Below are 12,971 nucleotides of genomic sequence, written 5' to 3'. Positions count from 1 at the left end.
GAGTGAGAGGGTCAGTGGATGCGGCGGTAGACGCCGGTGAGCACGTCGGCCCAGCCTTCCGCATCCGGCGAGAACTGGATCTTCAACGAGTAGGAATTCTCATTGATGATTTCGTAGACGTGGCGCGCATTGCCGCGGAGCGAGCCGCGCACCAGCGTCAGGGTCTGGCCGACCCACCCGCCGGACGCGGGCGAGGGCGGCGTGTAGCCGAGCGAGTCGTACCAGAACAGCTTGTAGGTCCGGTCGTCGCGGTCGTAGGTGAAGAGGCCGTGCGTGGCGAAGAGCTGCTTGCCGTCGCGCATCTGGACACTGTCCTGGATCAGATAGAACCCATTGAGGTCCATGCGCGCGACGGTGCGCGATGTCGCCGGCCCGCCCGCCGTCCAGCGCGACGGGAAGACCACCTCTTCGCCATCCCATTCGCCGGCGAACGCGGCGAGGCGCGCATGCTCGGGAAGCGGAGATGATGCGGCGAGATGGTCCTGGGCCATGGCCTTAGCCTCCCTTGACGGCCTTCACGATCTTCTGCGCGGCGTCGTCGAGATTGTCGGCGGGCACCACGTTCAGTCCGGATTCACGGATGATCTTCTTGCCGAGCTCGACATTGGTGCCTTCGAGGCGGACCACCAGGGGAACGCTGAGGCCGACTTCACGCACCGCGGCCGTGACGCCCTCGGCGATCACGTCGCACTTCATGATGCCGCCGAAGATGTTGACCAGGATGCCCCTCACGTTGGGATCGGCGGTGATGATCTTGAACGCCGCTGCGACCTTCTCCTTGCTGGCGCTGCCGCCGACGTCGAGGAAGTTGGCCGGCGACATGCCGTAGAGCTTGATGATGTCCATCGTCGCCATGGCCAGACCGGCGCCGTTGACCATGCAGCCGATGTTGCCGTCGAGCGTGACGTAGTTGAGGTCGTATTTGGACGCCTCGATCTCCTTGGCGTCTTCCTCGGTCTCGTCGCGCAGCGCGAGCACCTCGGGGTGACGGAACAGCGCGTTGTCGTCGAACGACACCTTGGCGTCGAGCACGCGGAGCTGGCCCTGCTTGGTCACGACCAGCGGGTTGATCTCCAGCATCGCCATGTCCTTGGCGACGAAGGCGGTGAACAGCTGCGCGGTGAGCTTCTCGGCCTGCTTGGCGAGATCACCGGACAGCTTGAGCGCATTGGCAACCGTGCGGCCGTGATGGCCCATGATGCCGGTGGCGGGATCGACGGAGAAGGTCACGATCTTCTCGGGATTGTTGTGCGCGACGTCCTCGATGTTGACGCCGCCCTCGGTCGAGACGACGAACGACACGCGCGAGGTCTCGCGGTCGACCAGGAGCGAGAGATAGAATTCCTTGTCGATGTCCGAGCCGTCCTCGATGTAGAGGCGGTTGACCTGCTTGCCGGCGGGGCCGGTCTGGATCGTCACCAGCGTCGCGCCCAACATCTGCTTGGCGAATTCGGAGACCTCTGCGGCCGACTTGGCGATGCGAACGCCGCCCTTGTCTCCGGCCGAGGCTTCCTTGAACTTGCCCTTGCCGCGGCCGCCGGCATGGATCTGGCTCTTCACCACATAGACCGGACCCGGCAGCGCCTTGGCGGCGGCTTCGGCGTCGGCGGCCTTGAGGACCGGCACGCCCTTGGAGATCGGCACGCCGAACTCACCCAGCAACGCTTTGGCCTGATATTCATGGATATTCATATGGTCGCTCCCTGAACCCGCGGGCGGTGACCTCTAGGGCCCACCTCAGTCTTGTGGCTGGCATACCATATACCACAGGAACTGCAACCCGGATTCTTTGACATCGATCTCTGGACTGCCGACCCGAAGCCTGTCCCGACAACCGGGCCCCGGAAATGAAACCGCCGAAGACCGGTTTTCGGGCTTCGGCGGGAATTGCTAGCGCTTAGCGGCCGAGAAGATCGGGGGCGATCTTCTTGCAGGCGTCGACCAGGCCCTGCACGGCACCGACCGACTTGTCGAAGGCCTCGCGGTCCTTGCCGGCGAGCTCGATCTCGACGACGCGCTCGACGCCCTTGGAGCCGATCACGACGGGCACGCCGACATACATGTCCTTCACGCCGTATTCGCCGTTGAGATACGCAGCCGAGGGCAGCACGCGCTTCTTGTCACGCAGATAGCTCTCGGCCATCGCGATCGCGGAGGCGGCGGGCGCGTAGAAGGCCGAGCCGGTCTTGAGCAAATTGACGATCTCGGCGCCGCCGTTGCGGGTGCGGTCGACGATCTCGTCAAGGCGCGCCTGCGAGGTCCAGCCCATCTTGACGAGGTCGGGCAGCGGGATGCCGGCAACGGTGGAATACTTCACCAGCGGCACCATGGTGTCGCCATGGCCGCCGAGCACGAAGGCGGTGACGTCCTCGACCGAGACGTTGAACTCGTCGGCGAGGAAGTAGCGGAAGCGGGCCGAATCCAGCACGCCGGCCATGCCGACGACCTTCTTGTGCGGCAGGCCGGAAGCCTTCTGCAGCGCCCATACCATCGCATCGAGCGGGTTGGTGATGCAGATGACGAACGCGTCGGGCGCATACTTCTTGATGCCGGCGCCGACCTGCTCCATGACCTTGAGGTTGATGGAGAGCAGATCATCGCGGCTCATGCCGGGCTTGCGCGGCACGCCGGCGGTGACGATGCAGACCTTGGCATTGTCGAGCGCTTCGTAGGAGTTGGCGCCGGTGTAATGCGCGTCAAAGCCGTCGACTGGCGAGGACTGCGCGATGTCGAGCGCCTTGCCCTGCGGCACGCCCTCGGCGATGTCGAACATCACGACGTCGCCCAGCTCCTTCAAGCCGATGAGGTGAGCCAGCGTTCCGCCGATCTGACCGGAGCCAATCAAAGCAATCTTGTCGCGCGCCATGTGAGCCTGTCCTTTAGACACGTAAGGAGGGGAAAACTGAGACGGGTGGTTATCCCTTTCGCCTCCCCCGTTCAAGTCGCCCAATGCCCAATTGTCGGGCTTGGCGCGGCCGCGGGCACGCAGCCCTGTCATTCCGGGGCGCGACGAAAGTCGCGAGCCCGGAATCCATCGGTCGGCAGAGCGCGCCGAGCAATGGATTCCGGGCCCCTCGCTTCGCGACGTCCCGGAATGACAGCGCTGGCAAATAGGACTTAAGTCTCCACCAGGCCCTTGGTGGAGCCGCTGGCGGTGGAATCCTTGCGGCCGTGAGCCAGCGCCAGATAGGATTCCGAGCTCATCTCGATCAGGCGCGAGGCGGTGCGCTTGAACTCCATGGCCTCGACGCCCTCGTTGGCGAGGTAGAGCGAGATCGGGTTGGCGTCGGCCGAGGCCATCAGCTTCACCGCATTGTCATAGAGCGCGTCGATCAGCGTGATGAAGCGCTTGGCGGCATTGCGCTGGGAGATATCCATCACTGGAATATGGTCGACCAGGATGGTGTGATAGTCGTGCGCCAGCCTGAGGTAGTCGGATGCCCCCAGCGGCTTCTCGCAGAGATCGGCGAACGAGAACCGCGCCACGCCATGGGCCGAGCACGGCACGTGCAGGATGCGGCCCTTGATCGAGATGTCGCGCGAGCGGCAGGTGGCGCCGCCCGACATCCGCTTCCAGGCGCGGTCGAGGGCTGCATCCGCATCACTATCCGCCGGCGTCAGCCACATCGGCACGCCCTGAAGTTTCTCCAGCCGGAAATCGGTGCGCGCATCGAGCCGCGCGACGTCCATGTGGTCGGTGATCTGCTTGATGAAGGGCAGGAACAGCGAGCGGTTCAGGCCGCCCTTGTAGAGATCGTCAGGCGCGACGTTGGAGGTCGCGACCACGACGGTGCCGAGCTCGAACAATTTTGCGAACAGGCGTCCGAGGATCATCGCGTCCGCGATGTCGGTGACGTGGAATTCGTCGAAGCAGAGCAGCCAGCTCTCCTCGAAGATCGCATTCGCGGTCAGCGCGATGACGTCGCCGTCGGCGATCTCGCCGCGCGCGATGCTCTGGCGATAATCGTAGATGCGCTCATGCACGTCGGCCATGAATTCGTGGAAGTGCGCGCGCCGCTTGTGCTCGACGGTCGCGTGCTGGAAGAACAGGTCCATCAGCATGGTCTTGCCGCGGCCGACCTCGCCATGGATGTAGAGCCCGCGCGGCGCCTCGTCCTTGTCGCTGCTGAACAGGCGGCTGAGCAGCCCCTGCTTGCGCGCGGGCTTGTAGCTTGCGAGCCGCTGGTCGAGCGCCGCATAGGCCTCGGCGACCTCGGCCTGCGCGGCATCCGGCTCGATAGCGCCTGACGCGATCTGGGCCTGATAGGCTTCGCTGAATGGGGAACTGGGGGTCGAGAGCATGGCCCTTACCCGCCAGAGACCGGCGGAAATTGCAAGCCGTGAATTGGTGCGAGGCGCTATGCGTTCCGTGTCCCGGACGCGCTGCGCAGCGTCCGGGACACCAGAGCGGACCTACTCACACAGCTCGTAGGCGTCCTCGACCACATACGGTCCGCCGCCGGTCGAGGCGCGCGAGGAGAACAGCACAAAACGCTCCGCCATGAACGCCTTGCTGGGGAAATAGCCGCGCAGCGAGAGATAGTCGGCGACGTCGCGGTCGGTGGCGTCGTGCAGCCGGGCGAGCGTGACGTGCGGGATGAACTTGCGGCCCTCCGGGTTGAGACCGATCCGCTGCATCATGCGTTCGAGCTCGGCCTGCAACTCCATCAGCGGCTTGCTCGGCGCGATGGTCGCAACGACGGCGCGCGGCTTGCGGCCGCCGAAGCTGGTGAGGCCCTGCACCTTCACTTCGAACGGTTTGCGATCGACGCGAAACAGCATCGAGGCGATCTCGTTGGCGGAGACGCCGTCGATGTCGCCGATGAAGCGTAATGTGACGTGGTAATTTTCGGGATCGATCCAGCGGGCGCCGGGAAGGCCACCCCTCAAGTTGGAAAGCGACTGGCCGATCTCGGCCGGAATTTCCAGACCTGTGAACAAACGCGGCATCGTTTCGCACTCCCGATGCTTGGGTACGATCCTTCGAGCAGGATCATATCCAAATTAGAGCCGGCGACGAATCACCGGTACCCTGATTCCTATCGCAGTTGTGTGACTCTGCGAAGCATCGCACGCCTGACCCCGGGAAAACCCTGGGTATGAAGGAGGCGCTGCATGCTTTTCAACGTCGTTGCTCAGCGATCGTGCCAAGGAATGCCTCGACGGTGGGCATGATGTTGCCCACGATGACGTCGACGCCTTGAGCGGTCGGATGAATGCCGTCGGCCTGGTTGAGCTTGGCGTCGGCCGCAACTCCTTCAAGGAAGAAAGGATAGAGCGGCACGTCGAATTTTTTCGCCAGATCCGGATAAATCGAATTGAAGCGCGCGGCATAATCGGCGCCGTAGTTCGGCGGCGCCAGCATGCCGCAGAGCATGACCGGAATCTTGCGCGTCTTGAGCCGCTGGATGATGTCGGCGAGCGCGGCGCGCGTCAAATCGGGATCGATGCCGCGAAGTGCATCGTTGGCGCCGAGCTCGACGATGACGCCCTCGGTTCCGTCCGGCACCGACCAGTCGAGCCGGTCGCGCCCCCCCGAGGTGGTGTCGCCGGACACCCCGGCATTGGTCATGTCGACTGCTATGCCTTTGGCCTGCAAGGCTTTTTGAAGTTTCTGGGGGAATGCCTCCTGGGCCGGAAGGCCGAGACCGGCGCTCAGGGAATCGCCGAGGACGACCAGCTTGACCGGTTTTGTCGCGTCCGCCCAAGCCGGGTTCGCTATTGTCATGAAGGCGAGCATCAACACGGCTATGTGCATGAACAATCCGTAACGCCTCTCGACCGCGCTATCGGAGTTGCCATATGACCGGACCATGGACACTCGCATCGATCCCTCTTCGCTCGCCGTCACTACGGCGGACACCATCGCCATCTCCAACGTCAATCTCTCATTGGGCACGGGCGCGGCACGCGTTCACATTCTCAAGGATATCAGCTTGCGAGTCGGCCGTAGCGAGACGATCGGCCTGATCGGCCCGTCAGGCTCGGGCAAATCCACGCTGCTGATGGTGATGGCGGGGCTGGAGCGTCCTGATAGCGGAGAGGTGGTGGTGAATGGCACGCCTTTCAATGCCCTCGACGAGGACGCGCTGGCCCGCTTCCGCGGACGCCAGGTCGGCATCGTCTTCCAGTCCTTTCATTTGATCCCGACCATGACCGCGCTCGAGAACGTCGCGGTGCCGCTCGAGCTTGCCGGCAATCCCGACGCGGCCAAGCGCGCGGCGCAGGAGCTGCAATCGGTCGGGCTCGGCGACCGCCTGCATCATTATCCGACACAGCTCTCCGGCGGCGAGCAGCAGCGCGTGGCGCTGGCCCGCGCGCTGGCGCCCGATCCCGCGATCCTCGTCGCCGACGAGCCGACCGGCAATCTCGACGAGGCCACCGGAAAACAGATCGTCGATCTGCTGTTCAGCAAGCACGCCGAGCGCGGCATGACCCTGGTGCTGGTGACGCACGATTCCTCGCTCGCGCATCGCTGCGACCGCGTGATCCGGCTGCGCTCGGGCCGCATCGACACGCAGTCGGCGCCGGCATGAGCGTGGCTGCCGAACCCTTCGCGAAGCCGGGCGGCGTCGCGCTCTCGCTGCGTTATGCGCTGCGCGAATTACGCGGCGGCCTGCGCGGCTTCTACGTCTTCATCGCCTGCATCGCGCTCGGCGTGATGGCGATCGCCGGCGTTGGCTCGGTGTCGGCGAGCCTGTCCGACGGCCTCGCCCGCGAGGGCCGCACGCTGCTCGGCGGCGACGTCTCCTTCGTGCTGTTCCAGCGCGAAGCGAAACCCGACGAGGTTGCCTTCCTGCGCTCGCGCGGCGCCGTGTCGACCGCCGCCACCTTGCGCGGCATGGCGCGCGCGGCCGACGGCCAGCTCGCACTGGTCGAGATGAAGGCGGTCGACGACACCTATCCGATGCTGGGCCAGCTGACGCTGAAACCGCAATTGCCGATGTCGGACGTGCTCGCGGAGCGCGACGGCGCGTTCGGTGCGGCCGCCGATCCGACGCTGCTGGCGCGGCTGTCGCTGAGGAACGGCGACCGCGTCACCATCGGCTCGGCGACCTTCCAGATCCGCTCCACCGTCGAAGCCGAGCCCGACAAGCTCGCCGGCGGCATCGGCTTCGGCCCGCGCTTCCTGATCAGCCAGGAGGCCTTGCGCGCCACCGGCCTGATCCAGCCCGGCAGCCTGGTGCGCTGGGTCTACCGGGTGAAGCTGCCCGACGTCGCCAACAACGAGCGCGCCACCGAAACCTTCATCGCGGATGCGCGCAGCGCCGCGCCGCAAGCCGGCTGGGAGATCCGCAGCCGCTCCAACGCCTCGCCGCAGCTCGAGCGCAACATCAATCGCTTCACGCAGTTCCTGACGCTGGTCGGACTTGCCGCGCTGCTGGTCGGCGGCGTCGGCGTCGCCAATGCCGTGAAGAGCCATATCGACCGCCGGCTCGAAGTGATCGCGGCCCTCAAGGCCGTGGGCGCCACCGGTCGCGACGTGTTCGGCATCTATCTCGCACAGGTCCTCCTGCTCGCCGCGATCGGCTCGGTGATCGGCCTTGCGCTCGGCGCGGCGATGCCGTTCGCCATCGTCGGCCTGTTCGGCAAGCTGCTACCGCTGCCGGTGGTGCCGGCCGTGCATGCCGACGAGCTCGCGCTGTCCTTCATCTACGGCCTCCTGACGGCGCTGGCCTTCGGCCTCTGGCCGCTCGGACGCGTCCACGACGTGCCGGTAGCCGCGCTGTTCCGCGACACCATCAGCTCGGAATGGCACCGGCCACGCGCGGGCTATCTCGTGTTCATGGGCGTGGTGATCGCGCTGCTGATCGCGGTTGTCATCGGGCTCTCCTTCGACAAGCGCATCGCCGCGGTGTTCGTGGCCTCCTCGGTCGTCGTGTTCGCCCTGCTGCGCGGCATCGCCGCGCTGCTGATGGCCATCGCGCGGCGGCTGCCGCGGACGCGGCTGCCGATGCTGCGGCTTGCGATCGCCAACATCCACCGGGCGGGCGCCCTGACGCCCTCGGTCGTGCTGTCGCTGGGACTCGGGCTCGCCGTGCTCGTCACCATCACCCAGATCGACGGCAATCTGCGGCGGCAGTTCCTCGCGGCCCTCCCCGACCAGGCGCCATCCTTCTTCTTCATCGACATCCCGAGCGCGCAGGCCGAGCAGTTCGACCTTTACTTGCGCAAGATCGCGCCCGGCGCGACGGTCGAGGACGTGCCGATGCTGCGCGGACGCATCGTCGCCGCGCGCGGGCTGCGCGCCGAGGAGCTCAAGCCGTCCACCGATTCCGAATGGGTGCTGCAGAGCGACCGCGGCCTGACCTACACCGGCGAGCTGCCGAAAGGCTCCAAGGTGGTCGAGGGCGAATGGTGGAGCGCCGACTATTCCGGCCCGACGCTGGTGTCGATGGAGAAGAAGATCGCCGACGGCCTCGGCCTCAAGCTGGGCGACGAGATCGTGGTCAACGTGCTCGGCCGCGACATCCCGGCCAAAATCGGCAATCTGCGCAGCATCGACTGGCAGGGACTCGGCATCAATTTCGTCCTCGTGTTCTCGCCGAACGCCTTCAAGGGCGCGCCGCACACCCATATCGCGACGCTGACGGAACCGGGCGGAAATGCGGCAGGCGACGGCAAGATCATCAAGCAGGTGGCCGACGCCTATCCGATGGTGACCAGCGTGCGCGTGCGCGAGGTGATGCAGACGGTCGGCGCGGTGGTGACCAATCTGGCGCTGGCGATTCGCGGCGCCAGCGCGGTGACCCTGATCTCGGCGATCCTGGTGCTGGGCGGGGCGCTCGCCGCCGGCCATCGCCACCGGGTCTACGATGCCGTGATCCTGAAGACGCTGGGCGCGACGCGGCTGCGGCTGCTGGGCGCCTATGCGCTCGAATATCTCTTGATCGGGCTCGCCACCGCATTGTTCGGCGTGATCTCCGGCAGCTTGGCTGCCTGGATGATCGTGACGCGGCTGATGACGCTGAGCTTCGTCTGGCAGGCCGGCAGCGCGGCCGGAGTCGTCGCGGCCGCGCTCGTCGTCACGGTCGGGCTCGGGCTCGCAGGCACGCTGCTGGCATTGAACAAAAAGCCCGCAACGGTGTTGCGGAATTTGTGACAAATGGTAGCGGCTGGCCGCACGGATGCGGAATCGCACGATTCCCGCGATTAACCACGACTGCTCGTCAGGTTCGCGTCAGGATTGCCGCCAAGGGCGACATTCAGCCGCGCGTGGAAGGTTGCAGCGAATGTGTTAGTTTCCCACATATCGAGTGGGTTCGGAGCCCCGATTGTTAGCCAAAATTTAGTCGGTTGGCATCGGTATCCGAGATAGAGTTTGACGAACCGGCGGCACGGCGACCCCAGTGCCGGACCGGACCAACCAACGGGAATTCGACCATGTCGGACCTAGACCGTAACTACGCTTCTCCTTTCGGCAGGGCCGCCGGGCGTGTTGACGCCGCGACGGTCGATGCCGGCCTGCGCGCCTACATGCTGCGCATCTACAACTACATGAGCATCGGCCTCGCCATCACCGGCCTGGCCGCGCTCGGCGTCTACATGGCTGCCGTGACCGACGTTCCGACGGCGGAATCCGTCCGCGTCGGCAAGCTGTTCCTGACGCCGTTCGGCTACGCGATGTTCGTCAGCCCGCTGAAATGGCTGTTCATGCTCGCGCCGCTGGCCATGGTGTTCGTGATCTCGGCGGGCATCAACCGTCTCGCGCCCTCGACGGCCCAGATCCTGTTCTGGGTGTTCGCGGCGCTGATGGGCGTCTCGCTGTCGTCGATCTTCTTGGTGTTCACCCACACCTCGATCGTGCGGGTGTTCTTCATCACCGCGGCGACCTTCGGTGCGCTGAGCCTCTACGGCTACACCACCAAGCGTGACCTGACCGGCATGGGCTCGTTCCTGTTCATGGGCCTGATCGGCATCATCATCGCGAGCCTGGTGAACCTGTTCCTGGCGAGCTCGATGCTGCAGTTCATCGTGTCGGTGGTCGGTGTCCTGGTGTTCGCGGGCCTCACCGCCTGGGACACCCAGCGGCTGAAGAACGACTACATCTACGGCTATGCTTCGGCCGGCGGTGACATCGCAGAGCGTGCGGCCATCACCGGCGCGCTGTCGCTGTACCTGAACTTCATCAACCTGTTCACGCTGCTGCTGCAGCTGCTCGGCCAGCGCGACTAAGCGACTGACAGAGCGAACGACACGAACCCCGGCCGAAAGGCCGGGGTTTTTGTTTGGCCGGGAGCACCGTTCCCGTAGCCCGGATGAAGCGCAGCGCAATCCGGGAACGTGGCATCAGCCGATACACCTGTCCCGGATTTCGCTGCGCTCCATCCGGGCTACAAGTGATGCCTTTCCCTTCATTACGAACTCCGCGAAGCAATCCAGAGTCCCTCCGCAGATGCATTTCTGGATTGCTTCGCTTCGCTCGCAATGACGACGTGGAAAGGCCGTTCGCCCCTTCCAGCCGTCCCGGGAACGCTTTAATCTTCGCCCCATGACCGCAGCAGACATCCGGCCCACAACCGAGGCCGACCTTCCCGCCATCACCGCCATCTACCAGCAGGCCGTCCGCGAGGGCACCGCCACGTTCGAGCTGGAGCCGCCCGACCTCTCGGAGATGACGCGCCGCTATCGCGCGCTTGTCGACGGCGGCTATCCCTATTTCGTCGCCATGCTCGACGGCCGCGTTGCCGGCTATGCCTATGCCGGCGCCTACCGGCCGCGGCCGGCCTATCGCTTCACGGTCGAGAACTCGATCTATCTCGATCCCGCCTTCCATCGCCGCGGCGTCGGCTCAGCGCTGCTGGAGCGGCTGGTCGCCGAATGCGAGGCGCGCGGCTTTCGCCAGATGATCGCGGTGATCGGCGATTCCGCCAATGCCGGCTCGATCGGCGTGCACACCAAGGGCGGCTTCAAGATGATCGGCACGCATCGCAATGTCGGGCTGAAATTCGGCCGCTGGCTGGACACGGTGATGATGCAGCGCGACCTCGGCGAGGGCGCGAGCACGGTGCCGGGGCAGTAGGAAGCTCTTGCAGCCCGGATGGAGCGAAGCGAAATCCGGGACAGGTCCATCCGCTGGTACAACGGCCCCGGATTACGCTTCGCTCCCTTCGGGCGACGGGGTCAGTGGCTACACCACTGCCAGTTTCCGGTCGATCACCAGCAGCACGCGCTCGAGCTCGTGGCCGCGGCGCAGGATCAGGCCCGTCGCCGAGATCACGCTGTACATGCCCTGCTTGCGCGCCAGCCGCGGATCCTTCTCGATGCGATAGATCGGCACTTCCGAGGCGCGGCGATAGACCGAGAACACCGCGCGGTCCTTCAGGAAGTCGATGGCGTAATCGCGCCACTCGCCGTCGGCGACCATGCGGCCGTAGAGATTGAGAATGCGGTGCAGCTCGAGCCGGTTGAACGTCACCCGGCTCAGTTGTTGCGCATTCGCAGCGGCGGGGCGCGCCGCCGCGCGCTGCTCGCTCGGATCGGCATCCTCCGACATCAGACTCATGGAGAGCCTCCTCATCGCACGACTTGAACCCCGTCCGCGAACCGTCCCCGGAACCGGATCATGACAATGGTATGATTGCGCCATCCGTCTCTCGCCGCAAGGCTCTTGATGGAACTCGCCCCCCCCCATTCAACCGATCGAATCAGGTGCGATGCCGGGCACACGCAAAGGTGGAACTTTGTCGCGGCGAACCGTCACGGGATCGTTAGAAGGAATCATAGTCTCGCCGCTTTTCCGCCTAGCGACTGCCGCCCTGCACTGCGAAAAGATTCATGTGCGTTGACCCGGTCCTTTCGGTTCCGGATTCCTCAGCCCCCAGCCCCCCGGGGTCGAACAGGATCGGGTCTGTACGCACGACAAGGAGGGCCAACGCAAGTTGGTCCTTTTTTGTTTGTGTCGGGATGTTGCTGGCGCGCTGCCATTCCGAGGCGCGCCTCTTGGCGCGAACTACGATGCGCAATTGCGCATCTAAGAATCCATTTCTCAGCTTGTCCATGGATAGATGGATTCTAAGGTGCGCAATTGCGCACCCTAGCTCGCGCTTCGCGCGCCCGGAATGACGAGCAACAATTGCCGAGATGCTGTGCTTACTTCAATGCAGCGACGTGTATGCCGCGCCGAGCATTGGGCCCGGCCGCTCGCGGCTGCCGTCCTGGACGTAGACCACCGCGCCGTCGACGCCGTCGCGCGTCAAATTCTCGATCGGCACCGTCCAGCTTTCCGAACGTCCGGTCCAGTCACCGACCTTGAGCAGGTTGCGCACCACGTTGTGATAGGTGACCTGCTGCCCGCGATTCTCGCCGCGGGTGATTGCGATCGGGACCGACTTGGCGATTGAGCAGATCCAGACCTCGCCATGCGAGACGGCCGGCTCTTTGCTCGCGGCCACCGAGACGTTGATCTGCTTGCCCGCGAGCGACATCGTCACCGGCACGCTCATCACGCCCACACCCTTGTCGGTCTTGCCGATCGCATTCTCGATGCTGGTACGGTCGCTGCCGATGACATGGGTGGAGCCGTTGACCACGACCTGCGGGGTGTAGACCTCGCGGTCGCCGCGCATCTTCGAATAGGCACGCTGTCGTGCAGAGAAGCGCGAATCCGCCAGCGTGTCCTTCCAGCCGAGATAGTCCCAATAATCGATCGGCATGCTCAGCGCGATGATCGACGGATCCTTGGAGAGATCGCCGATGATCTGGTCGGCGGGCGGACAGGAGGAGCAGCCTTGCGAGGTAAACAATTCGACAACGGCGCGGGGATCGGCAGAGGCGGGAACGACGACGGCGACGATGGCACAAAGGCCGAGAGCACTCGACCAGAGGGCACCGGACCAACGTGAAACCAGATGAGAAGCCGTCATTGTTGTCATGTCGAACGTCACACACCGTCACTCGTGGAGGGGGATCTTATCGCCTGATGGTCACCGTAGTCTTACGGGGCACGATACTTCATCCGTCCAGATAAC

12 protein-coding genes are annotated in these 12,971 nt (G+C 64.9%); 4 read left to right on the top strand and 8 right to left on the bottom strand.

The genetic code is table 11. The features are described 5' to 3' along the window. Positions 1 to 11: 11 nt before the first annotated feature. The 6 genes from XH83_RS02005 to XH83_RS01980 form a co-directional block, all read right to left on the bottom strand. Positions 12 to 491 (bottom strand): DUF1579 family protein, encoded by a 480-nt coding sequence (locus tag XH83_RS02005; RefSeq protein ID WP_194405436.1) that lies wholly within the window; start codon positions 489 to 491, stop codon positions 12 to 14. A 4-nt stretch (positions 492 to 495) separates the two neighbouring features. Next, a complete protein-coding gene (sucC, locus tag XH83_RS02000; RefSeq protein ID WP_194405435.1) occupies positions 496 to 1,692 on the bottom strand; it encodes an ADP-forming succinate--CoA ligase subunit beta in 1,197 nt (398 codons plus the stop codon). Between the two features lie 205 nt (positions 1,693 to 1,897). Next, the gene (mdh, locus tag XH83_RS01995; protein WP_008145224.1) at positions 1,898 to 2,866 is read right to left on the bottom strand and encodes a malate dehydrogenase; all 969 of its coding nucleotides are present in this window, start codon (positions 2,864 to 2,866) and stop codon (positions 1,898 to 1,900) included. Positions 2,867 to 3,117: 251 nt separating this feature from the next. Further along, complete coding sequence (gene zapE / locus XH83_RS01990) at positions 3,118 to 4,302, bottom strand: cell division protein ZapE (RefSeq protein WP_194405434.1); 1,185 nt, start codon at positions 4,300 to 4,302, stop codon at positions 3,118 to 3,120. Positions 4,303 to 4,413: 111 nt separating this feature from the next. Beyond that, positions 4,414 to 4,950 carry an RNA 2',3'-cyclic phosphodiesterase gene (gene thpR, locus XH83_RS01985; protein WP_194405433.1) on the bottom strand — a complete coding sequence of 179 codons (537 nt, stop codon included), beginning with the start codon at positions 4,948 to 4,950 and terminating at the stop codon, positions 4,414 to 4,416. 172 nt (positions 4,951 to 5,122) lie between these two features. Then, complete coding sequence (locus XH83_RS01980; protein WP_194408132.1) at positions 5,123 to 5,758, bottom strand: arylesterase; 636 nt, start codon at positions 5,756 to 5,758, stop codon at positions 5,123 to 5,125. A 55-nt stretch (positions 5,759 to 5,813) separates the two neighbouring features. Here XH83_RS01980 and XH83_RS01975 point away from each other — a divergent pair, with 55 nt between their 5' ends. The 4 genes from XH83_RS01975 (at position 5,814) to XH83_RS01960 (ending at position 11,023) form a co-directional block, all read left to right on the top strand. Further along, positions 5,814 to 6,536: an ABC transporter ATP-binding protein gene (locus XH83_RS01975; protein WP_194405432.1), complete on the top strand. Its 723-nt coding sequence runs from the start codon at positions 5,814 to 5,816 to the stop codon at positions 6,534 to 6,536. Further along, positions 6,533 to 9,103 (top strand): ABC transporter permease, encoded by a 2,571-nt coding sequence (locus XH83_RS01970; protein WP_194405431.1) that lies wholly within the window; start codon positions 6,533 to 6,535, stop codon positions 9,101 to 9,103. The genes XH83_RS01975 and XH83_RS01970 overlap by 4 nt, the downstream gene beginning before the upstream one ends. A gap of 281 nt (positions 9,104 to 9,384) precedes the next feature. After that, entirely contained in the window at positions 9,385 to 10,176 is a 792-nt protein-coding gene (locus tag XH83_RS01965; RefSeq protein WP_194405430.1) for a Bax inhibitor-1/YccA family protein, read from the top strand. 316 nt (positions 10,177 to 10,492) lie between these two features. Continuing rightward, the gene (locus tag XH83_RS01960; RefSeq protein ID WP_194405429.1) at positions 10,493 to 11,023 is read left to right on the top strand and encodes a GNAT family N-acetyltransferase; all 531 of its coding nucleotides are present in this window, start codon (positions 10,493 to 10,495) and stop codon (positions 11,021 to 11,023) included. A 108-nt stretch (positions 11,024 to 11,131) separates the two neighbouring features. On the opposite strand, the gene XH83_RS01955 is transcribed toward XH83_RS01960, so the two are convergent. Together XH83_RS01955 and XH83_RS01950 are read right to left on the bottom strand one after the other, a co-directional pair. Further along, positions 11,132 to 11,506, bottom strand: coding sequence for a DUF2794 domain-containing protein (locus XH83_RS01955; RefSeq protein ID WP_194405428.1), 375 nt, complete (start codon positions 11,504 to 11,506; stop codon positions 11,132 to 11,134). A gap of 592 nt (positions 11,507 to 12,098) precedes the next feature. Further along, positions 12,099 to 12,875 (bottom strand): thioredoxin family protein, encoded by a 777-nt coding sequence (locus XH83_RS01950; protein ID WP_194405427.1) that lies wholly within the window; start codon positions 12,873 to 12,875, stop codon positions 12,099 to 12,101. Positions 12,876 to 12,971: the final 96 nt, after the last annotated feature.

Source organism: Bradyrhizobium sp. CCBAU 53351 (assembly GCF_015291745.1).
In the GTDB taxonomy this organism is placed as follows: domain Bacteria; phylum Pseudomonadota; class Alphaproteobacteria; order Rhizobiales; family Xanthobacteraceae; genus Bradyrhizobium.
The sequence above is the reverse complement of the archived record's forward strand: the minus strand, read 5'-3'. Positions and strand labels throughout refer to the sequence as shown.

What these genes read in the sequence shown, in the direction of transcription:
- XH83_RS02005 (WP_194405436.1), bottom strand. Translation starts at nt 491, where the DNA reads ATGGCCCAGGACCATCTCGCCGCATCATCTCCGCTTCCCGAGCATGCG.
- sucC (WP_194405435.1), bottom strand. Translation starts at nt 1,692, where the DNA reads ATGAATATCCATGAATATCAGGCCAAAGCGTTGCTGGGTGAGTTCGGC.
- mdh (WP_008145224.1), bottom strand. Translation starts at nt 2,866, where the DNA reads ATGGCGCGCGACAAGATTGCTTTGATTGGCTCCGGTCAGATCGGCGGA.
- zapE (WP_194405434.1), bottom strand. Translation starts at nt 4,302, where the DNA reads ATGCTCTCGACCCCCAGTTCCCCATTCAGCGAAGCCTATCAGGCCCAG.
- thpR (WP_194405433.1), bottom strand. Translation starts at nt 4,950, where the DNA reads ATGCCGCGTTTGTTCACAGGTCTGGAAATTCCGGCCGAGATCGGCCAG.
- XH83_RS01980 (WP_194408132.1), bottom strand. Translation starts at nt 5,758, where the DNA reads ATGCACATAGCCGTGTTGATGCTCGCCTTCATGACAATAGCGAACCCG.
- XH83_RS01975 (WP_194405432.1), top strand. Translation starts at nt 5,814, where the DNA reads ATGGACACTCGCATCGATCCCTCTTCGCTCGCCGTCACTACGGCGGAC.
- XH83_RS01970 (WP_194405431.1), top strand. Translation starts at nt 6,533, where the DNA reads ATGAGCGTGGCTGCCGAACCCTTCGCGAAGCCGGGCGGCGTCGCGCTC.
- XH83_RS01965 (WP_194405430.1), top strand. Translation starts at nt 9,385, where the DNA reads ATGTCGGACCTAGACCGTAACTACGCTTCTCCTTTCGGCAGGGCCGCC.
- XH83_RS01960 (WP_194405429.1), top strand. Translation starts at nt 10,493, where the DNA reads ATGACCGCAGCAGACATCCGGCCCACAACCGAGGCCGACCTTCCCGCC.
- XH83_RS01955 (WP_194405428.1), bottom strand. Translation starts at nt 11,506, where the DNA reads ATGAGTCTGATGTCGGAGGATGCCGATCCGAGCGAGCAGCGCGCGGCG.
- XH83_RS01950 (WP_194405427.1), bottom strand. Translation starts at nt 12,875, where the DNA reads ATGACAACAATGACGGCTTCTCATCTGGTTTCACGTTGGTCCGGTGCC.